We start from the raw sequence: 21,018 nt of genomic DNA, 5'->3' as shown, positions 1-21,018 counted from the left end.
TCACTCTACCCTCTCGTGGACAACCACGTTTGCCGCACCGACCACGATGCTTGGGGCGAGGATGTCGATCAGATCGACCACGATTGCCGGTGCGCGCGTGTGTTTGCCCAGGTGATGCGCACAATTTCCGCAGGCGCTGACCATCACTTGGCTCTCCGTCTCCTTCAACTCGTCCAGACGGTTGCGGGCGGCCATCTTTGCGGCTGCCGGGATTGTCTCCTTTACGCCGCCCTGTGCGCCGCAGCAGTAGCTGAACTCGCGGTTGCGTTCGAGTTCCTCCACCTCGATCTCCATTTGACGCAACAAGGCTCTTGGCGCCTCGTAGATTCCGTTGCGCGAAAAGTTGAGCGCTTCCGGGCTGCGGCTCGTGTAGATGCCGCCCATCTCCTTGGTGAGCGCATAATCGGCGCGCTGGTATGGTTCCGTCAGGCGTCCCAGTTTGCACGTGTCGTGAAAAGCCACCTTCTGCCAGATGTGACCACAGGCCTTTTTCAGTGACAGTCGGCCCATCTCTGTCATTTCGAGCAGGTATTCGGTGAAGTGCAGGAAGCGGATGTCACCGGTATCGATACCCATTCTCGGATAGATGCTGCGAAAGGCCGAGATCGCCGACGAGGAGAAGGTGACCACCGTCTTCGCGCCCGATTGCCGGACCTGCCGGACAAAAGCGTTGGCAAGTGTCCTTGCTTGGTCATGATAGCCAAGATCCCAGGCCAGCATGCCGCAGGAGCCTTCGTTCTGTCCCAGATAGGCCAATGGGACACCTGCCTTTTGCACGGCCTCAACGATCGTCCGCAGGCTCTGGTGTTTGCTCATATCGTAGCTGAGCACGCTTCCCACATGCAGCAATACCTCGGCCCTGTTGCTGAAGGTCAGACCGGTTGCCCACTTAGCTCTTTCGCTGCGCGCACGTCCCTGCGCATTGCCGGTTTCGGCAATCCTCTCCATGATCTCGCGATGCCGCTTCGGCGATTGGCCATCGGCGACAATCCTTGCCCGAAAGGCATAAAGCCCCTCCAGTGGCTCGACGATCTCGGCGAAGTTGACCTTGCAGGCCGTGTCGCAGGCGCCGCACATGGTGCACGCGCTGATGGTGTCGAGCAGCTCCGGTGTGTAACCGATTTCGCCATGAGCAATGCCAGAGGCCATGATCAACTGCCCGCTGGCGCTTCCCGCATGATACTCGACAAAATCGATGCTGGGACAGGCCGACATGTGCGCGCGGCTTTTTGGCACTGGCACGAACTTGCACTGCGAACAGCGCGTGCAGCGGTCCATGGCGGCAAGACGTTGATCAAGAAGATTTCCGCCGGGCATCATTTTGCCTCCTGAACGACAAAACGGTTGGGATTCATGAGATTGTGCGGATCCAGCAGGGTCTTTGCCGCGCTGATCATCCGCGCTGCGCTGCCGTCGTCCCGCACGAAAGCGAGATCGCGGGAGACGCCGTGCGGACGACTGAAAAACGCGCCGGCGATCAGGCTGGTCTCGGCAAGTGCCCGCCACCCGCTTTCGACATCTGCATCCGGTGCGTGGGGCATGATACGCTCCACATGGGCAAATGTTCCCTGCGCCAGAGGCTGGATGTAGGTGCCGACGGGTCTTCCATGGAGGACACCGCGCGCAAGGTGCTCCTGCTGCGTTTCGATCATCTGTCCGACGGACGAGATGGGATGCAGGAAGAACAGCTCCTTGTGCGCCCCGAGGCAGAGGTCCCGATAGCACACCGGTCCTGACTGTCGCAGCTTTTCCGCAAGATCGTTCGCACTAACTTCGAGCACACCTGTCGTGACGCTTGTGCCGTGGCGTGCAGCGATCGTTTCCAGATCAGCCCTCTGCCAGGCCACCTTGCGTTCGGGCGCATGAACGTAACCGGCCAGGGTCGCACAGAAGGTCCAGGCCGGCAGCTTTTCGGCGACCTCCAGTCCAAGCCCGAGAAGCATGGCGAGTTGTACGGCGTCCGTGACGAAGGCGATCGTGCAGATGCGCCGGTGGACGGCCTCGCGCATGGCGGACAGGACGGGGGCCAGCGTGTCCGAACAGAGGAAGATACTCTGCTCGACCTGCGGCAGACGCTCGCAATAAACGGCCGCCCATCCCATGATTCCGAGCGAGCCCTGAGAGCCTTGAACGACACGGGTCAGGTCGACATTGCCGGGACCGAATGTCACCATGTGGCGATGGCCACGTTCCAATTGTTCCCGCAGTGTCCCTTCGAGCGCCGCCGACCCGTTGAGCGTCAGCTCTCCGCCACCGGAAATGATGGCCGTTCCGCCGAACGGATCGGCGGGATCCCAGTGCACGTCGGCGTTGATGATCGGTTCGCGGTCGAGATAGCTGGCGATCACCGATTTTCCGGACCGCGGCATCAGGGGACGGAATGCGCGCAGAGCATGGGGCCGCAGCAGGTCATCGATTGAGCCGAAATCGACGCCCGCCTCGATGATCGCGATCCTGTCACGATTGTCGGCATGCACCAGCCGGTTCATGCCCGACACATCAACAACCACTGCCTCCTTGACGCGAGGGACGGTATCACCCCGTCGGCGAGGGCCGGTTGACGAGACCGGCACAAGCGGCGTTCGGGTGTCGTTTGCCCAGCGGACGATTTTCCGCAGATCTTCGAGTGTTTGCGGATAGAGGACGGCGCGAGGTGAAAACCCGCTGCGCGTATCGCTATCGGTGGAAAAGGCGTCGCAGGTGGACGCCGAAACATCGGCCTTGATGCCGCTCGGCAGGCCACTCATCGGCCCGCCCCCGGACATTGGGTGCGCAAGAACATTGACTTCCTCCCTGAGGTGACGCCTCCACTGCGTCCAGAAGAAGGTAGCGGTCTTCGCGCTGCATGGCTGTATGGTAGCGTCTGTTAAAACGACTGATCCGTCTCGCGGTGACTTGGATCAAAGACCGTCGCGGCAACCGATTTTGCGTATTCGCGAGGGCTGAGGCCGGTTTCCTGGCGGAAACTCGTGCGAAAGGCCGCCTCGGAGTGATAACCGAGGTCGAATGCGATGGACGAAACAGTCGCATCGCCGTCCCGTAATGCGCGCCGCGCCATGTGGACGCGCCAGGACCGCAGGTAACCCATGGGTGTGACACCCGTCACCTCCCGGAACCGGCGCGCAAAAAGGGAGCGCGACAGCCCGGCGCAGGTGGCGAGCTTCTCCAGCGACCAGGGCTCGCCGGGCCTGGTGTGGATAGCGCTGAGGGCACGCGACAGGTGGGCGTCTGCTAGGGCGGCCAGCAGCCCGCCGTGACCTGCCGCATGGCGCAACGCATAACTTCTAAATGCCTGAACGAGAAAGAGCTGTGCCAGTTGCGCGATGAGCGCCTGGAAACCCGGCCGTCCGGCATCGTCCGTCTCCAGATCGAGTCCGAGAAACGGATCCCGCAGAAATCCGTCGTTTTCGGCCCGTTTGAGACGGATGATTTCGGGAATGCCCTCGATCAGCGGGCCAAGTTTGCGATCACTCCAGTCGAAGGTGAAGGACATCAGACGCGTCTGTTCTCCGCCCTGCTGCCCCCAGACCAGCCGGCGCAACGACACGTCGGGGCGATCCGGCAACAGGGGTTCGAAACGGCCCATCTCCTCCAGACGTCGGGTGGAGATGGAGTGGGATGCCGACGGCGAGGACGAGACGATGTAACGGTGTCGGGAAATGCCGCGCGGCAGCACGAAGCTGTCACCGGTCTCGAAAACTTCCGGCGCCTTGTCTCCGGTCTTCAGCCAGAGCCTGCCCTTTGCCACCGTGACCGTGATGGGCTTGGCATAGTCGATATCGATCGACCACGGATCGAAAAGATCCATGGTCACAAGCCCGCTTTCCGAGACCCTGATCGAGCTCAGAACGGCACTCAGTCCTTCGCTCGCCATTCTGGGTTCCTTTCCGTGGCGGATGCTGAAATCCGGCGGGCATTGACCAGCCTACCACACTGACGCGGCGAACATGCGGGTCTGCTGCGCGCTGGTCATGCGGCCCGCAATGGCTGCACGGCTCCTGACGAATAACGCGCCATGGTGAAGCATAACGTCGAGCAGAGGCTGACGGCGACGGCCGCCATTCCAAGGGCTTCATAACCGAGGTTCTGAGCCAGAACACCGCCTACGAACGGGCCACTCGCGGCTCCAATCAGGGCCATTGCCGGTGTGGCCGCCGTTGCGCGCCCGGTCGGATCCAGCCGTGACAGAAGCCCGAAGACGAAGGTGTGGGTGAAGATCTGCGTGGTCACGAAGAAGGCCGCCGAGGGAGCCCAGATCGGCAGGACCGTCGCCGTCGTCACGCCAAGTGCGAGCGCCGCCTGGATCATCGGCCCCAGCTGCGTCATGAGCGGTGCGGAGACCCTCGTCTGCAGGACGGCGGCAAGCGGCGCCGGAACAAGAAAGTTGATGCAGCCGAGGGCGATCAGGACACCCAGAACCGTGTCCGGCTCGAAGCCGCGGAGAGTGCCGATGACTTCAACGAAGGAGAACACCATCGACTGATTGAAGGTCATGATGCCGATGCCGAAAATCGTCAGCCAGGTCGCCCTGTTGAACGGTTTTTTCAGCTGTTCCGCCACCATGGGCGGGTTGCGGAACATCAGGCCGGCAATGATCGCGGCCAGTACCATGATGCCGCCGAAAACCACAAACAGCACGGAACGCTCAAAGGCGATCAAAAGCTGTGGCAATGTCGCCAGCAAGATGATGGCCAGAAATCCGAGCGCCGCAAAGGATATCGCAAATGTGCGGTGCGGGTTTGCGGTTCTTCCCATCGTCCCGTGCGCCATGGACAGGGCCGATCCGGCGCCAAGCCCGGCTGCCAGGTGCAGAGCCGCGAGGATCCAGAAACCGCTTTGCGTCGAGGCCAGCAGGAAGGCGGCGCCGGCAATGCCGAAACTGCCCGTTGCTATCCGTCGCTGGTCCAGAGTGTTGAAGCGGGGCGCCAGAACCAGGCTGGCGAGGAAGGCACCTCCCATGAACAGGGTGACCAACCCGCCGGCTTGCTGCGCACTGAAATCGTAGCGCCCGACGAGGGCTCCGATCCATACCGGCAGTGCGACCATGTCGAGCATGCCCGCACAGTGGCAGATCACCAGTGCCGCCAACGCGGCCCGACTCGTCTCTTTTGTCAGCATTGTCTCCTCCTCTTCACATCTGACAGGGGCGAGGCAAGGCATGCGGCAACGGCTGCCGGACGGGCCTGGACCTCAACCGAAATATCGCTGGACGCGTGTCATGCCGGCGCGGCTCTCCTCATCGCCGCGTTGGGCTTGCGCTTCACGCACGCCACGGGCAGCGCGCTTCAACGTCTCGCAAGGCTGCTGCCGGTTCATCAGCTTGGCGGCGTTGCTGTTCAACGCAGTTCTGGCTCGAATGGATGAAACCGTGTTCAGGGGCCCGGCTTGGGTCGGCAATGAGCGGGACGCTGCCGTGGCTCCTCAAGCAGCAGAACGTCATCCGTGAAAGGAACGACTAATCGCTCGTGTGTTTTGTGCCAAATGAGATCGTTGAATTGCTGGTATCACTCCCGTGAATGGAAGGCGTTTCAGAATGGAAGAGCGCAATGGCAATCAACTTTAGGTAATATTGATGTCAATAGTCAGGAACTATTCCATAGATTTTGAAAATACGAGATATTCAATTTAAAAATTTTACAATTATCAATAATTTACCTAGCTCTCACGAACGGCAACTCGGATCGCAAATCCAGAGACTGCCGGTGGCGAGGTGGACGCCAGGGGGACGGAAATCACAAAATGCCGGCAACAACCGGACGCAGCGCCCCGCGGCGCCGCGCATGATCCATGTTGCACCCTTAGCAGACATTTGCGCCGTTGTTCATGTGAGGAGGATGAATGATGCAAATGAAGACACTTGGGCTTGCGCTTGGCTTGTCCACGATCCTGCTGTGTCCCGCCCAGGCGGCGGAAAACGGCAATACGCAATACGGCCCAGGAGCATCGCAGTTCTTTGCCGGCGCCTTTCCGCCATTCCCGGGGCTGTATTTCCTGTCGCAGTCGAACCATTATCGATCCAGTCGCCTGAACGACGGCAACGGCAACGAATTGCCGATCGATTTCAACGTCAAGACCACTGTCGAGACACTGCGTTTCCTGTACGTGACACCGATCGAGCTTGCCGGTGGTCATATCATGACGCAGTTGGTCGTTCCGCTGGTAAACGTCGATCTGTCGCTTCCCTATACGTCGGCGCAGGAGTTCGGCCTTGCCGACATCACCGGAACCCTTGGCGTCACCTGGCATCCCGATCGCTACAACACGTTTTCTGTCGGCATGGATATTTCCGCGCCCACCGGCAAATATGACGTGAAGGACCCGGCAAGTCCCGGCCTCAATCACTGGTCGTTTCAGCCCGCCTTGGGATATCATTACTCGGATCCGCAGGGGCTTGAACTGGGTGTGGTTGCCCGTGTCATCTTCAACACGGAGAACACCGACACGAACTACACGACCGGAAATGAACTGGTCGTCGATTATGCCGTGGGCTGGAACTTCGACAAATGGCGCATCGGCGCTGTCGGCTATTATCTCCAGCAGTTGACGGACGACAGCGGCCCCACCGCGCCGGCCGACGGACACCGGGGCAAGGGTTTTGCGATCGGTCCGTCCGTCAGCTACTCGTTCAACCCCGCCCTGCAGGTCAGCGCTTCGTGGCAGCATGATGTCGTTGCCGAAAATCGTCCCCAGGGGGACATTTTCTGGATCAACTTCGCAACGAAGTTCTGAAAATCGCTGCAGGGACTGTTGTCAACGTGACGACACAGAGCCCGCAACGTCCGACGCGCGTATGACGCTTTCCAGATAAGTAAGAATAAACTTACCATACGCGCGCCGGTTTCCGGCAGGCCGATGCCTTGCCGCCAGCCAGCCGCCCTATCGAAAAAATCGCAACAGATTGATAAAGGGACGCTGAAAGTCCCGCCAATTTGGCGCGACGCTGATCTCCTCGGGCGAAACCGGTCATTTGCAGGGCCGCTGACAGTCTCTCCAGGACTATTGATCCGGCGTGTATCAAGCAGCCTCGACGGGGCCGCGCGTCACGGCCTTGGCGCTCTTGAATGGTTGGTGTGTGACGTTGCGCGTATTATCAGTCTGGGGTTGATTTGAGGGCAATGAAAGCCGGGCGGTGGATCCGCTGCGGCGGCCTTCTCGTCGTCCCAACGTCAGCCGAAGTCAGCTAGAGATTTCATTTATCCGGGTTAGCCATGGTTCGGCCGGCGGACAAGACGACCAATGGCTGCTGCGGCGGCAAGGGAAACCGCGGCGGCAATCGAGAAGAAGACCGGATAACCAAGATGTTCAGCGATCCGGCCGGCACCAACCCCACCCGCGATCGCAACCACGCCGTCGGTGCATTGGAAGATCGTGAAGTCGATGCCGGCCTGTTTCGGATCGGACCAACCCATGAACTGGGCGTAGAGGGCGACGAAGCCGATGGACATGATCCCCGAAGAGCTGACAACTGCCGCGGCCATCAATAGCGATCGCGGAATATGGCCCGACGCATCGCCGACGGCAAAGCCGATCAGCATTGCGGCCTGAAAGCCGATGGCAAGCAACAGCACGGTCGTTGCGCCGCACCATCGTACCAAAGCTCCGCCGAACAGGGCGCAGCCAACGCCCACGATCATGGAGCCTATGCCATTGAGCGCACCGATCGTCGCGAGATCGAGCCCCTGATCAATGAGGAAAGGGCCCAGCATCGAAAGGCCCCAGCGTTGCGAGGCTGAGAAGACGGCAGCAATCAAGATGGCATTTTGTACTTCCCGTCTGGACAGTGCCGCTTTCAGAGATGGCGTATGGGTCCGGTTCACCGGCATCGACCGCTGGGCAGGCCCCAAAACGAAGGGCAAGCTCAGCGCCACCACCGTCAGCGCCATCACAACTGTTGCAGCGGTCCAGCCCGTTCGGGCAACCAGCACCAGGAACAGCCCGGCCCCGATCGCCGAGCCCAGATAGGAGCCGCCGACCTGGGCGGCGTTGCCCCATCCATGATGGCGCTCCGCAAGCGTCTCGACCGCATAGCCGTCGCAGGCAATATCGACTGTCGAGGTGACGATGGCCACAGCAAAGAGTACGACCATTACGGGCAGCAGCGGTGCCGGTCCGATGAAGGCCACGACGGCGAGCCCCGCCGCTGCCATCAGGCACCCGGCAAGCACGATGACTGGCGACCGGTTCCGGCCGAAGGCCGGCAGGCGGTATCGCTCTACCGTCGGCGCCCACAGGACCTTCACCGACCAGGGTAGGACGACCAAATAGAGAAGGCCGATCTGGTCGAGCGCCATACCCTGGGCACGCAGCACCGCCGGCAACCCAAGCATGGTCAGGCCGCCGATCACGCTCTGCGCGACATACAATCCACCGATCGCGACCAGGATCGCGACTGGTGGCACGCGATCGTTCGCCGGCTGCAAGGCCATCAGAATCGATACTTCAGGCTGGCTACGACCTTGCGCCCTTCGTCATAGTAGCAAAAGCCCGTTGTGCAGACCTGCTTCACCTCGTTCAGAAGGTTGGTGGCGTTGACCTGCAGCTTGATGCCAGCAAAGGATCGATTGACCTTGCCCAGATCGTAGCGCAGCGTCGCGTCGACGAACGTACGCGCTTCGTTGTCGAGTATCGGCGTATGCACGTTGTCGCCGAAGCTGGAGCCGACGTAGCGAATGCCTGCACCGATCCCGAGCCCCTCCAGCGTGTTGTTCTGGAACTCGTGATCAAGCCAGAGCGAAGCGACATGGTAGGGTGACGAGTTGAGCTGATTTCCAAGGGTCTCCGGCGTGAGCGTCGTGATCTCGACCCGATTGTAGGAATAGCCCGCGATGACGCTCCAGCCATTGTCCAGCGAAGCCGTCGCCGCCAGTTCGATCCCGCGCGAGCGCAGGTCGAGTTGGCGCAGGAGGTTTATGCCGGACGACGTCTCGTAGACGGTCGCGTTTTCCTGATCGATGTTGAAGACTGCTGCACTGATCATGGCATTGTGATCGGGCAGAGCATATTTGACGCCAATCTCGTACTGTTTGCCGACGGTCGGTTCGGCTTGACCGGTGACGGTTCCCGTCGTGATGATCACGCCCGGATTGGCGACGAATGAGGTGCCGTAGCTGGCATAGGGCATGATGCCGTTGTCGAAGACGTAGCCGAGGCCGAGACGACCCGTGGTTTTCGTATCGTCGCCGTCATAGACGGGCGCTGACGTCGCGCCGACGGTCTGCGCCTGATATTCGGTGTCGAGCCAGTCATGTCGCACGCCAACGGTCAGTCGCCATCCACCGATCTCAATCTGGTCCTGCGCATAGAGGCCGACCGTGTTCATCCGTTGTTTCAGGACGAGGCTGACATCAGGGACATAGGTGAAGCTGTCGGTGAAGAGACCTGGTCCGCTGCCCTGCCGCGACGTGTAGGACATGTGGCTGAAGTCGACGCCCGTCAGGAGCGTATGGCTTGCAGCGCCGGTCTCGAACGCGATCTTCAGGTAGGTATCGGCAGACAGGCCCTCATTGTCCTCGATGGTGATGCCCGGATAGTTCGCGAAGACCCACTGCTGGTCGGCCGATAGGCCGGAATAACGCGCCTTGCTGTAGAGCGTCACAGTGTCGGTGAGCGCATGCTCGAACTCGTAGCCCACACGCCACTGTTGCTGCCTGAAATCGTTGAAGCGAGCATCGCCGCCATAGACCGGGATGGCGCCGACCGACTTGCCGTCGCTGCCGTAATTGTTGATGTAGCCCCAGGTGCCGCCCGTGGTGCTGTCCATATACTCGCCGAGAAAGGTGAGGCGAGTTCCGTCGTCCGGCTGCCAGGTGAAGGCGGGTGCGATGAAGAGCCGGTCGTCCTGGATGGCGCTGATCTCGTTTCGGCCGTCGCGGGCGACGCCGGTCAGCCGATAGAGCATGGTCGTATCGTCGTTGACCGTGCCCGAAAGATCGAAGGCGCCTTGTACGCGACCGAAGGAACCATATTGCAGCTCGACCTCGCGGATCGTCTCTTCGGTGGGCCGCTTGGAAATGATGTCGACGATGCCGCTCGAACTGCTGGCACCATAAAGGGATGCCGCCGGTCCGCGCAGCATGGTTACAGCCTCGACACCGTAGGGCTCGAGGCGTGCACTGCCGTTCTGGCTGCTGACCTGCCGTAAACCGTCACGGAAGATGCCGGTCGTGGACAGATCGATGCCGCGCACCTTGAAGGCGTCGAAACGTGGTTCCGCACCATACTGGCCTATCCGGGCGCCCGGCGTATAGTTCACCGCCTCCGAGAGGTTCTGCGGCTTGATGTCCTGCAACTGCTTCTGAGACACGGTGGACACCGACATCGGTGTTTCGGCAACGGGCGTGTCGGTCTTGGTGGCGGTGCGACCGGACTTGCCGACATAGCCATCGGTTGCAACGATACCCGCTGCGCCTTCGAACTCACCTTCGATAAGCACCGGAGCAAGCACCGTCGAACCGACGGTCTGCGAAACCGTTGCCGCCACCGGATCAAAGATCTGCACCGTGCCCGGGCTTGCGAAACTGTAGGAAAGGCCGGACCCTCCGAGCAACTGACGCAGGGCCGCTTCAGCCGACAACTGGCCCGAAACGCCAGCCGTCGTCTTGCCGCGCGTGATCGCCGTCGGATAGAGAAGCCGGATATTGGCCTGCCGGCCGAAGGAAAGAATGCCGCTCTCCAACGTATCGGCGGGAATGGAGACCGAAACCGGATCCGTGGCGATCACGCCGTTGCTGCGGGCCTCCGTGGCGCTGAGGCCAAAAAGCAGTGTCAGCCCGAGCAATCCGCTCGTGTTGAACCAACGCCGCATATCCAATTTCGTCTTCGATGCCATTCCGGCCCCCTTCACACGTCACAGTTCCAAAGGCGAACCTTGCGGCGTCGCCTTCCCCTGAAGACTAAGAGTGAAATGGGCCGGTGCCTCCTGACGTCGACGAACGGAAAATCTTCATCGCGCTCTGACAATGACCATCAGGCCCGGCATGCGCGTTACGGAGAGCGGCAGGTTTTCTTCGAGAATCCGCAAGGCCTTGTCGGTATCGGCGAGATCGAAGATGCCGGAAACCGCCAGCGAGCCTGCACGATCGTCGAGTAAGAGGATACGCCCGTGCCGATAGCGGTCGAGCGTCGCCAGGACTTCGCGGAGGGGCCGACCGGAGAAAACCAGCTTCCCGCCGCGCCAAGCCGTATCGCTCGTCACATCGCGCCGGGTGACGGCGAGCCTGCCATCATTGCCAAGTGTGGCAACCTCGCCTGCCTCAAGGACTTTGCTGTCTGCGCTCGTGGCGACTTCGACGTGGCCTTCCTCGACCTGCACCTCTTCGCCCCAACCGGAAGGCGGCACCCGCATGGAATAGCGTGTGCCAAGCGCCTGGGCACGAACGCGATCGTCCGCGACGACGAAGGGCCGCGCCGCGTTCTTCGCCACGTCGAAAAAGGCCTCGCCGCGCAACAGGTCAACACGCCGCTCGGACTGCGAATAATGAACGACGATGGCAGTGTCGCTGTTGAGGTCGACTCGCGTTCCGTCCTGAAGAGTGACCGTCCGCACTTCGCCGACGTCGGTATAATAATCGGCCCGCCATCGATCCGTCATCCCGCCGATATGAAGGATCGCTGCCGCTGCCGCGAGGAGACAAAGTCCGATGATCGAGGCTGCCGCTTTTCGTGATGACCGTTTGCGCGGCGCCTGTGAAAGGCCCTTGAGGTCCGACCACAGGTCTCGCATCTCCTCATAGGCCGGACGGTGGGAGGGGTCCGCGTCCAGCCACCGGTCAAAATCGCGGCGATCGGAATCGGTTGCATCGCTCGATTGCAAACGGGCAACCCATCCGGCCGCAGCCTCTGCCGTCTGATCGTCTATCTCGGGCTTGCCTATGCGCATGCTAAACGGCCTAATTTGCGACGTCGGGTAGCGCGAGACCAAGACGAACCGCCGTCACTGGACAGAAGACGAAAGGGTCGCAACTCTCGACGGTCTGTCAGAGCAATAACGCTGACCGGGTTTTGCGGCAATGCATCAACGCCCGGATGATGTGCTTCTCGACCATATTGCGCGATATACCGAGCTCAACGGCGATTTCGCCATTGGAAAGACCTCGCAGGCGGCTCAGGATAAACACCTGCTGGCATCGCGTCGGCAGTTCCTCTATGGCGCGGGCCATGATCGACAGGCCTTGGCGGGCCATGACGATACGGTCGGCGAGCGGAGCCTCGTCGGGCTGGTCGACGCCTTCCTCCGGCGCGACGAACAGAATGGCATCTCTCGACCGTCGGGCGATGGTGATGCGCGCCACCGATTTCGCAACCTGATAAAGATAGGCCTGAGGGTTTTCGATCAATGTGCCGTGCGACGCTTCCAACACCCTGAGCAGCGTCTCCTGCGTTGCGTCGGCCGCATCCTCGCGGCTTTCGAGGCGACGGCGGAAGAAGCGCTGCAGCCGTCCCTCCTGCCGATCGTCGAGCAGTCGCAGCAACAGCTCCGTCATCGGCCGTTTCCTTCTACAGCGCCCGAAACGCCGGGCGTCCATTTATGTTGAGTATTGCGATCATCTTTCTTCTAGATCATAGTCGGCGCCTCCGCAAGCGCCGTACCGGCCGGAATGATCCGAAGCCCCGGCCCGTTGTCGCAATGCCACGCCCCCGCCGTCAAAGCGCAGTTTTGAGCCGCCAGACCCGCGCGTTACAAACCCGCTGGCGAGACATTGTAAACAGACGGCTTGAGAAGCTCTGGGCAGGGCCGGCGGCAAACGCCGCGCATGCACCGACGTTGCTGCCTGGAGTCTGTTCCGGTGGAGCGAAGCGAAACTCTAGGGGAAGAATTCGCTGTCGGCGCAAAACTGCCGCAGCGATACGCGTATTTGCCTTGAAGGAAAGCTTTTTCTGAATTGGGAGCGAAACAAGAATATTGTAAAATCATACAGTAAAATCAACCGGATCGTGAACTCTCGTCGCGAGTCCGCATCATGGTTTGAAGGGCCTGAACCGCTCCGAATTTGCCGAAGGCGATTTTTGTTTTGGCCCCCAACATTGCGGGCCAGGGTCGGGCCGGCAACATGCCGGCCCGATGAGGTCGGGGCTCAACCCCATTTCATCTCCCCCTTGGCAACCTTGGCGCCAAGTTCCAGCGACGAGACGTCGGCAAGGGCCGGATACCGCCGGGTCATCGCGGCAATCAGTTCTGCGCTGTCCTTGCTCTTCTTCATCTCTTCCTCGAAGGCGAGGAGATAGTCGCGCGTAAACGTCACAGCCTGGAGGCCCTGAGGCGCACCGGCCATCTGATGGCCCGGCACCACGATCTTCGGTGCCTTGGCGATGATGCCGTCCAGTGCCTTGACCCAGGCGGCGCGGCTCTCCGGCGTCGCGGTATCGGCGACCCAGACATGAATTCCGGAATCGACCAGGACGCCGCCGAACACCGCCTGCAGGGCGGGAACGTAAAGGTAGCGCCGGTCGTGCATGTCGCCAATCTCGACGATCTCGATGCGCGTGCCTTCGAGTTCAAGCGACGTCGCCTCGGAGATTTCTGGGATGACGACGTCGGCCAGCGTCTGAGGACCATTCTCCTTCAGTTGCGGGCTCCAGACCGAGAGCTTTTCGGTGATATTGGCCTTGATCGCGGCGACGGTGGCCGGTTTCGCAATCACCTTTGCGTCGGGAAAGGCTTCGACCACCGGGCGAAGACCGAAATAATAATCTGGATCGTTGCAGGTCACGTAGATGGTCGTCAGCCGCTTGCCGGTCTTTTTGATGGCTTCAGCAACTGCCTTTCCATCGGACAGGGTGAAGCCGCCATCAATGAGGATTGCCTGCTTCTGGCCGGCGAGAAGCACGGGGGTCCGGCGAAAGCCGCTTTCGTCGGCCTGGAAATAGGTCCAGTCGAGCGCGGCACTGGAAGCTCTGGCTGCGGTGAGCGGAAGGGCCGCAAGGCCGGCGGCGGCAGAGAGTTTCATGACATCGCGACGGTTGATCATCGGGCTTCCTCGAGCGTTTGATGTTGATGTTCGCTGCATCCCAGATCTTGCTTGAGTGATAAATATCGGTCATTCGTACAGACTGTCTGAATAGATCGAACAATAACGTGAACGACCTCCTCAATCTGAACCGGCTGATCTATTTCACCACCGTCCTGGAGACCGGCTCCTTCACGGCCGCCGGTGATCGGCTGGGTGTGGCCAAGGCGGTGGTCAGCCATCAGGTGGCGATGCTCGAGAAGGAACTCGGGGTCACGCTCCTCACCCGCACCACCCGCCGCCTGCGGGCAACCGAGGAGGGGCGGCTCTTCTATGAGCGCTGCACGGAGATCCTGCGTGACGCGGAATCGGCCTATGCCGAGGTCTCGCAGCACAGGATCGAGCCCAGTGGCGTGCTGACGCTGGCGGCACCGCTGGATTACGGTTCCGCCGTGCTGGCACCGACCATTGCCGCCTATCTTGCCCGTTATCCGCACATGCGGGTGGACGTGGCCTTCGATGATCAGATCAGTGATATCGTCGCCGAACGGCTCGACCTGTCGATCCGGGTGGGCTGGCTTGCCGATTCCAGCCATCCAGCGCGCCGGCTGGGCAGTTTCCGGCAGTTGCTGGTGGCGACGCCGGCGCTCGCGCAACGCATCGGCAGCGTCAACGAACCCGCCGACCTGGAAAATCGTCCCTGGATCGCCAATGGGGCTCTCAGGAATGCGCTGCGCTGGACCTTTTCCCGTGACGGCTCGCCGATGACGATCGAGCCCGGCTCCATCGTCAAGACGGACAAGACGCCGGCGGCCTATGCCTGCGCTCTGGCAGGTATCGGCCTGGGGGTCTTCCCTGATTTTCTCGTGGAGCCGGATCTCGATGCAGGAAGGCTCGTGCAACTCCTGCCACAATGGTCGCTGCCCGAGGGGGGCATTCACGCCGTTTTCCCCGTGGCACGGTTCCGGCCTGCCAAGGTGCGCGTCTTCCTGGACCTGCTCGTTGCGGCTGAACGGGAGCGGCGCCGCGGCGGCCGCGCCGACAGGTAGGATTCCGGCCCCTGATATTGATGCAGGAGCCGGGAGACCGATCGGTTTGCCTGTCAGCAGGCCGGAACGACTTCAGCCGGCTGACCTTACGTCAGGTCGATCCAGGCGGTCTTGAGGTCGAGATACTTGTCGAAGGCGTGCAGCGACTTGTCATGGCCATTGCCGGACTGTTTCACCCCGCCGAGCGGCACGGTAATGTCGGTGCCGCCATAGGTGTTGACATGCACCACACCGGCCTTCAGGCCCCGGATCATGCGATGGGCGCGCGCAAGATTGCCGGTCCACACGGCAGAGGCAAGGCCGTAATCGGTGCCGTTGGCGATCTGCAAGGCCTCGCTTTCCGTTTCGAAGGGGATGACGGTCAGCACCGGGCCGAACACTTCTTCGCGGGCAATGCTCATGCTCGGCGTGGCCTCCAGCACCGTGGGCTGCATATAGAAGCCGCCGGTCTCTTGCAGAATCCGCTTGCCGCCGCCCAGCAGCCTTGCGCCTTCGGCAAGGGCGGTTTCGACGTCGGAAAGGTTCTTGGCCAGTTGCACGTCACTGGTCACGGCACCGGCCTGCGTCTGAAGATCGAGTGGATCGCCCACGCGCAATCCGGCTGCAAGCTCGACGAGTTTGGCGCAGAACTCGGCATGGATCGGCTTTTCGACGAGAAGCCGCGATCCGGCGACGCAGACCTGGCCGGAATTGCGGAAGATGCCGTTGACCGAAACCTGGGCCGCCTTTCCGAGATCGGGCGCATCGGCAAAGACGATATTCGGCGATTTGCCACCAAGCTCCAGATAGACGCGTTTCAGGTTGGAGCGGGCGGAGTAATCCAGCAGCCGGCGTCCGACCGGGCCGGAGCCGGTAAAGGCCAGCACGTCGACATCCATGCTCATGCCGAGCGCTTCGCCCGTCACCGCGCCGCGCCCGGTCACGACGTTGAGCACGCCATCCGGCAGGCCCGCCCGGCTGGCCAGTTCGGCAAGCTTCAGCAAGGTCAGCGACGCGCCTTCCGCCGGCTTCAGCACCACGGAATTGCCCGCCGCAAGCGCCGGCGCGATCTTCCACGCCGCGATCATCATCGGGAAATTCCATGGAACGATCGCCGCCACGACGCCAACCGGTTCGCGGTGCACGAGCCCGAGAATGCCGGGGGCGGTCGGGGCGATCTCGCCATAGAGCTTGTCGATGGCTTCCGCGTAGTAGCGGAAGGTCTGGGCACAGGAGCCGGGCTCGGCCTTGAGCGCCATGGAAATTTCGGTGCCGTTGTCGCGTACCCCGAGCACCGCCAGTTCCAGGGCATGGCTGTCGACGAGGTCGGCCAGCTTCAGCAACACCTTCTTGCGTTCGGCAGGGGCAGCCTTCGACCAGCTGCCCCTTTCGAAGACGCGGCGCGCCGCCGTGACGGCGAGATCGACATCGCTCCGGTCGGCATCGGCAATGCTGGTGATGATCCTGCCGTCGATGGGCGAGATGACGTCCATCCGCGCACCGCTTTCGGCTTCGCGCCATGCCCCGTCGATGAAAAGCGAAGGAGCGGCAATGCTCTGGTCGCGAAGGCGATTGATCTCTTCCTGCATGGTGGTCGTCCTTGTTGGAGGTTGCGCAGGCGCGCAGTGGGCGCGCCTGCTGCCGGTTTCACTCTGCCTGACCGGCGCCCAGCCTGGCGTAGGCCGACGGGTCCGCGGCTTTGAGCCGGAGGGAGAGGAGGAGGCCGATTACCGCAGCAATCAGCACCAGTGCGGGCAGGAACACCGCCAATGCGCCTTCTGCTCCGGCAAGGCCGCCGAAGTTGACCGCGATGAAGTAGACGAGCACCGTCAGGATCACGCCGGAGACCACCGGAAAGATGGTGGTGGAGAAGGGGTTCGATTCAAGCCCCGGATTGCGGCGGAAGAAGACCAGGATGGAGAAGGCGGTCATGGCCATCAGAACGATGATGGCAAGGGTTGCGACATTGGTCAGCCAGGAAAACAGCGCCAGCACCGGATCGAGACCCGCATAGGCGAAGAACGCCACGACGACCATGGCGATGGCCGTCTGGACCAGCGATCCGACATGCGGGCTCTGGAAGACATCATGGGTCACGCCGACGGACGCCGGAAGCAGCTTTTCGCGGCCCGCAACGTAGATGTAGCGGGCAACGCCGTTGTGGAAGGCGAGAACGCCCGCAAACAGGCTGGTGACGAACAGCACCTGCATGAGCGTCACGATCCAGGAGCCGACATAACGTTCCGCGAGCACGAACAGGAAGGTGGTCGGATCGGCAAGGCCCTTCAGACTGTCGCCCAGCTTGTCTGCGCCTTCGCCCATGACCATCAGCCAACTCGTCAGCATGTAGAAAAGGCCGATGATCAGAACGGAGATATAGGTAGCGCGGGGGACCGTGCGGTGCGGTTCGCGCGCTTCCTCGCTGTAGATCGTCGTGGCCTCGAAACCGATGAAGGCGGCAAAGCAGAACAGGATGCCGATAGCCGGGGAGCCGGAGAAGAATGCCGGTGCCGTGAAGGGGCTCGCGGTAAGGCCGCTGTCGCCGCCCTTGAGCAGAATGCCGGCATCGATAACGAGGACGACGGCATATTCCAGCACGACAAGTACGGTCAGCAGTTTCGCCGAAAAATCCACGCGCCGGTAACCGAGCACGCCCACGGCTGCAATGCCGATGAAGGTGTAGACCCACCAGGGTAGTGTCAGGCCAAGGCTGGCCAGAAGCCCGGACGTCGCCGCGCCGAACATGCCAAACACGCCGATCTGCATGGCGTTGTAGGCGAGAATGGCGATGAGGGCCGCAGCACCGCCTAGGGCGCCGCCAAGCCCCTGGGCGGTATAGGCGTAGAAGGCCCCCGCATTGCGAATATGCCGGGCCATGGCGACGTATCCCACTGCAAAGATCAGCAGGATTGCCGTCACCAGCAGAAAGGTTCCGGGGATGCCGGCACCATTGCCCAGCAGCATGGCGAGCGGCACGCCGCCGGCGACCGCCGTGAGCGGTGCTGCAGCCGAGACGACCAGAAAGGTCACCGCTGCCGTGCCGAGTGTGTTCTTTTTAAGCCGGTTCGCACCGGGTGTCGAAGTTTGGATGGCGTCCATGTGTCGAGTTCCCCTCTTCTGTCGCCAGTTGACTTTGGAAATCCCAGTCACCCGTCCAGCTTCTTGTTGATTTTCTTGGACGGTCGCTTATTGGTTCATTATTTGAACCCTAGCTTCAAATATAGACTTGCAAACTGAACGGGCACCTGTCAAGATATTTCGCATGTTAAGTATCTAGCCGCTGCGAAATCAAAAGGGCCTAGAACCATTGCGCCGAACACAGGCGCGGATCGCGCGAGGGAACCGATGAGCACGATTGCGAAGGCAATGCATCTTCTGAACACACTGGCGGACATGCGCACGGAGCCCGGCCTGACCGACATGGCGACGGCGTCGGGCATGGACAAGGCAACGACCCGTCGCATGCTGGTGGAGCTTGCGCGGTTCGGCTTCGTGGAGCAGGACGCTTTCACCCGCCGCTACCGCCTGGGTTCGGCACCGGTGCGGCTCGCCCGCATCCGCGAGCAGCGTTATCCCTTCGCCAGCATCGTTGCGCCCTTTGCCCGCGAACTGGTCGCAACGACCGGTGAGACCGTTCATGTTTCGGAGCCGGCGGGCGATAGGCTAGCGACTGTACATGTCGAGATGAGCGACTATACGCACCGGGTCATCATCGATCCCGGTCAGTTGCTGCCGCTTCATGCCACAGCATCCGGACTTGCTTATCTGTCGACCCTCGGCCCGGCGGAACTGGAGGCAACATTCGCAACGCCGCTGACGGCATTCACTGCTGCCACAGCCACCTCGACCGATCAGCTGCGCGAACGGCTGAATGAAGGGCGGCGGCTCGGCTACTGCATCAGTGAAGGCGGCTACGAAGCGGGTGTGATGAGTGCTGCCGCTGCCATACTCGACGCCAAGGGCAGGGCGCGCGGCACCATCGCGGTTGCCGGACCGGCCATGCGTGTCGATCGCGCGAAACTTGAGGAATTCGGGGCACACGCCGCCGAGATCGCCCGCTCCATCGAGAGGGCATTATGGGGAACCCAGAAGACCGGGCAGGACCGGCACGGGAGAACGGAATGGATGACAGCAGAAAGGTCGAAGACCCGAGCGATATCGCAATCCTGATTGTCGGGACAGGCGATACGAAAAGCGCCGAACTTCTCTTTATTGCGGAGACGGTGCGGCAGGCCGGCGGACGACCGGTGATGATGGACGTGAGCGTCCTGAAGGATCCGCCCTATGTGCCGGATTACTCCCGCTTCGATATTGCGGAGTCCGCCGGTGTCTCGATGGATGACATCATCCATTCGGGCGATGAGAATACGTCCATGGCGCTGATGGCAACGGGCGCGATGGCCCTTGCCGAAAGACTGTATCTGGAAGGCGAGATCCGTGGCACGGTGCTTCTGGGCGGTTCCATGGGGACGGATCTGGCGCTTGACGTGGCCGCCGTTCTGCCGCTCGGCGTGCCGAAACTGTTGATTTCCACCATTGCCCATTCCCATCTTCTGCCCCCGGAGCGCATTTCGCCAGACCTGATGACGATCCTGTGGTCGGGCGGGCTTTACGGCCTCAACGAGATCTGCCGTTGCATTCTCTCCCAGGCGGCAGGCGCCATCGTCGGTGCGGCGAGGCATGGCTGCAAACCACGTAAGGACAAGCCGCTCGTCGGCATGACCTCGCTTGGCAGCAGTTGCCTCAGCTACATGAAGATCCTGAAACCTGCCCTCGAAGCGCGCGGTTATGACGTTGCCGTCTTCCATTCCACCGGCATGGGTGGGCGCGCCTTCGAAGCCATTGCCGCCAAGCGCGGCTTTGCTGCCGTCATGGATTTCTGCATCCAGGAGGTGTCCAATCATCATCACGGCACCGTCGTCACATCCGGGGCGGATCGTCTGGAGAACGCCGGCCTGGCCGGGATTCCGCAGATTGTGGCACCGGGCGCCATCGACATGATCGATCTGCCGGCCTGGCAGGTCATGCCCGCCCATTTCGCCGACCGGCCCTATCACGTTCATAACCGGCTGCTCGGTTCGGTGACCTCCACGGTCGAGAAGCGTCGGGAACTGGCCAGGCTGGTTGCCGAAAAGCTGATGAAGGGAAAGGGGCCTCGCGCCTTTCTGCTGCCGCTGACCGGCGTGCAGGAATGGGACCGCGCGGGCGAGCCGCTCCACGACCCGGACGGTCACATCGCCTTCATCGAGGAAATCAGCACCAGCCTGCCGGATGACATTCATCTGGAACGGGTGGATGCGCATATCAACGCGCCGGAATTTGCCGAACGCGCACTCGCCATATTCGACGCCTGGGTTGCCGAAGGCGTCATTCCGAAAGGCCAGCCATGAACGAGACCCGAGCCCTTATCCTCGATTTCGGAGGTGTGGTGACGCGCACACTCTTCGAGACCCACGACGTGACCGAACGCGCACTTGGCCTTGCACCGGGAACGCTCACCTGGCGCGGCCCCTTCGACCCGGCGAGCGATCCGCTCTGGGTTTCGATGCAAAATCGCGAGATCACCGAGCGCGATTACTGGATGGAGCGCACCCGCGAGGTTGGCCGCCTGGTGGGGGAAGACTGGACGGACATGAAGACCTTCGTGCAGCGGGCGCGGGGAGCGGAGGCCGATCTGGTGCTGCGGCCGCAGGCGCGCGATGCCATCCTTGCCGCGAAGAAGGCGGGGTTGCGTCTCGCCATCCTCTCGAACGAGCTGGACCTGTTCTACGGTGTCGAGTTCCGTCGCCGCTTCCCGCTGATCGATCTCTTCGATGTCATCGTCGATGCGACCTATACCGGCATCCTCAAACCCGATCCGCGCGCCTATGAACTGGTGCTGGCCGAATTGGGCCTGCCCCGTGAGGCCTGCGTGTTCGTGGACGACCAGGCGAAAAATATCGAGGGCGCCGAAGCGGTCGGTCTCCCCCATGTTCATTTTGACGTGACGCAGCCGGCGGACGGCTACGCGCGTGCGCTTTCCATGCTTGGTCTCTGAAAGGATA

General features: G+C 61.6%; 17 protein-coding genes. 5 read left to right on the top strand and 12 right to left on the bottom strand.

What is annotated here, in order from left to right; translation table 11 throughout:
- From OU993_RS12585 to OU993_RS12565, 5 genes are all read right to left on the bottom strand, one after another.
- Positions 1-1,317 (bottom strand): (Fe-S)-binding protein, encoded by a 1,317-nt coding sequence (locus OU993_RS12585; RefSeq protein ID WP_268157855.1) that lies wholly within the window; start codon positions 1,315-1,317, stop codon positions 1-3.
- A complete protein-coding gene (locus tag OU993_RS12580) occupies positions 1,317-2,747 on the bottom strand; it encodes an FAD-binding oxidoreductase (protein WP_268157853.1) in 1,431 nt (476 codons plus the stop codon). Before OU993_RS12580 ends, OU993_RS12585 begins: the two co-directional genes overlap by 1 nt.
- 119 nt (positions 2,748-2,866) lie before the next feature.
- Entirely contained in the window at positions 2,867-3,874 is a 1,008-nt protein-coding gene (locus OU993_RS12575) for a helix-turn-helix transcriptional regulator (protein WP_268157851.1), read from the bottom strand.
- A 95-nt stretch (positions 3,875-3,969) separates the two neighbouring features.
- Complete coding sequence (locus OU993_RS12570; RefSeq protein ID WP_326493840.1) at positions 3,970-5,118, bottom strand: MFS transporter; 1,149 nt, start codon at positions 5,116-5,118, stop codon at positions 3,970-3,972.
- 72 nt (positions 5,119-5,190) lie between these two features.
- Complete coding sequence (locus OU993_RS12565) at positions 5,191-5,340, bottom strand: hypothetical protein (protein ID WP_268157849.1); 150 nt, start codon at positions 5,338-5,340, stop codon at positions 5,191-5,193.
- A 498-nt stretch (positions 5,341-5,838) separates the two neighbouring features.
- On the opposite strand from OU993_RS12565, the gene OU993_RS12560 reads away from it, so the two are divergent.
- Positions 5,839-6,729, top strand: a complete 891-nt coding sequence (locus tag OU993_RS12560; RefSeq protein ID WP_268157847.1) for a SphA family protein — start codon at positions 5,839-5,841, stop codon at positions 6,727-6,729.
- 473 nt (positions 6,730-7,202) lie between these two features.
- On the opposite strand, the gene OU993_RS12555 is transcribed toward OU993_RS12560, so the two are convergent.
- The 5 genes from OU993_RS12555 to OU993_RS12535 all read right to left on the bottom strand — a co-directional run bounded on the left by OU993_RS12555 (position 7,203) and on the right by OU993_RS12535 (position 13,967).
- On the bottom strand, positions 7,203-8,429 hold the full coding sequence (locus OU993_RS12555) for an MFS transporter (protein WP_442792982.1): 1,227 nt from the start codon (positions 8,427-8,429) through the stop codon (positions 7,203-7,205).
- Positions 8,426-10,828 carry a TonB-dependent siderophore receptor gene (locus OU993_RS12550; RefSeq protein WP_268157843.1) on the bottom strand — a complete coding sequence of 801 codons (2,403 nt, stop codon included), beginning with the start codon at positions 10,826-10,828 and terminating at the stop codon, positions 8,426-8,428. Before OU993_RS12550 ends, OU993_RS12555 begins: the two co-directional genes overlap by 4 nt.
- Positions 10,829-10,942: 114 nt before the next feature.
- Entirely contained in the window at positions 10,943-11,878 is a 936-nt protein-coding gene (locus OU993_RS12545) for a FecR family protein (protein WP_268157841.1), read from the bottom strand.
- Between the two features lie 97 nt (positions 11,879-11,975).
- A complete protein-coding gene (locus tag OU993_RS12540) occupies positions 11,976-12,482 on the bottom strand; it encodes a sigma-70 family RNA polymerase sigma factor (RefSeq protein ID WP_268157839.1) in 507 nt (168 codons plus the stop codon).
- A 591-nt stretch (positions 12,483-13,073) separates the two neighbouring features.
- Positions 13,074-13,967, bottom strand: coding sequence for an MBL fold metallo-hydrolase (locus OU993_RS12535; RefSeq protein WP_268157837.1), 894 nt, complete (start codon positions 13,965-13,967; stop codon positions 13,074-13,076).
- A gap of 107 nt (positions 13,968-14,074) precedes the next feature.
- On the opposite strand from OU993_RS12535, the gene OU993_RS12530 reads away from it, so the two are divergent.
- A complete protein-coding gene (locus tag OU993_RS12530; protein WP_268157835.1) occupies positions 14,075-14,995 on the top strand; it encodes a LysR substrate-binding domain-containing protein in 921 nt (306 codons plus the stop codon).
- A gap of 86 nt (positions 14,996-15,081) precedes the next feature.
- On the opposite strand, the gene OU993_RS12525 is transcribed toward OU993_RS12530, so the two are convergent.
- Both OU993_RS12525 and OU993_RS12520 read right to left on the bottom strand, forming a co-directional pair.
- On the bottom strand, positions 15,082-16,563 hold the full coding sequence (locus tag OU993_RS12525; protein ID WP_268157833.1) for an aldehyde dehydrogenase: 1,482 nt from the start codon (positions 16,561-16,563) through the stop codon (positions 15,082-15,084).
- A gap of 58 nt (positions 16,564-16,621) precedes the next feature.
- Positions 16,622-18,073 carry an APC family permease gene (locus tag OU993_RS12520; protein WP_268157831.1) on the bottom strand — a complete coding sequence of 484 codons (1,452 nt, stop codon included), beginning with the start codon at positions 18,071-18,073 and terminating at the stop codon, positions 16,622-16,624.
- A gap of 246 nt (positions 18,074-18,319) precedes the next feature.
- Here OU993_RS12520 and OU993_RS12515 point away from each other — a divergent pair, with 246 nt between their 5' ends.
- Genes OU993_RS12515 through OU993_RS12505 form a run of 3 tightly spaced genes read left to right on the top strand, consistent with a single transcriptional unit; the run spans position 18,320 to position 21,011 of the window.
- Complete coding sequence (locus OU993_RS12515; RefSeq protein WP_268157829.1) at positions 18,320-19,144, top strand: IclR family transcriptional regulator; 825 nt, start codon at positions 18,320-18,322, stop codon at positions 19,142-19,144.
- On the top strand, positions 19,096-20,364 hold the full coding sequence (locus OU993_RS12510; RefSeq protein ID WP_268157827.1) for a Tm-1-like ATP-binding domain-containing protein: 1,269 nt from the start codon (positions 19,096-19,098) through the stop codon (positions 20,362-20,364). Before OU993_RS12515 ends, OU993_RS12510 begins: the two co-directional genes overlap by 49 nt.
- Positions 20,361-21,011: an HAD family hydrolase gene (locus tag OU993_RS12505; RefSeq protein WP_268157825.1), complete on the top strand. Its 651-nt coding sequence runs from the start codon at positions 20,361-20,363 to the stop codon at positions 21,009-21,011. Before OU993_RS12510 ends, OU993_RS12505 begins: the two co-directional genes overlap by 4 nt.
- The last annotated feature ends 7 nt before the right edge of the window (positions 21,012-21,018 follow it).

This window comes from Rhizobium sp. SL86, assembly GCF_026672545.1.
In the GTDB taxonomy this organism is placed as follows: Bacteria; Pseudomonadota; Alphaproteobacteria; order Rhizobiales; family Rhizobiaceae; genus Neorhizobium.
This window is presented reverse-complemented; position numbering and strand designations above follow the sequence as displayed.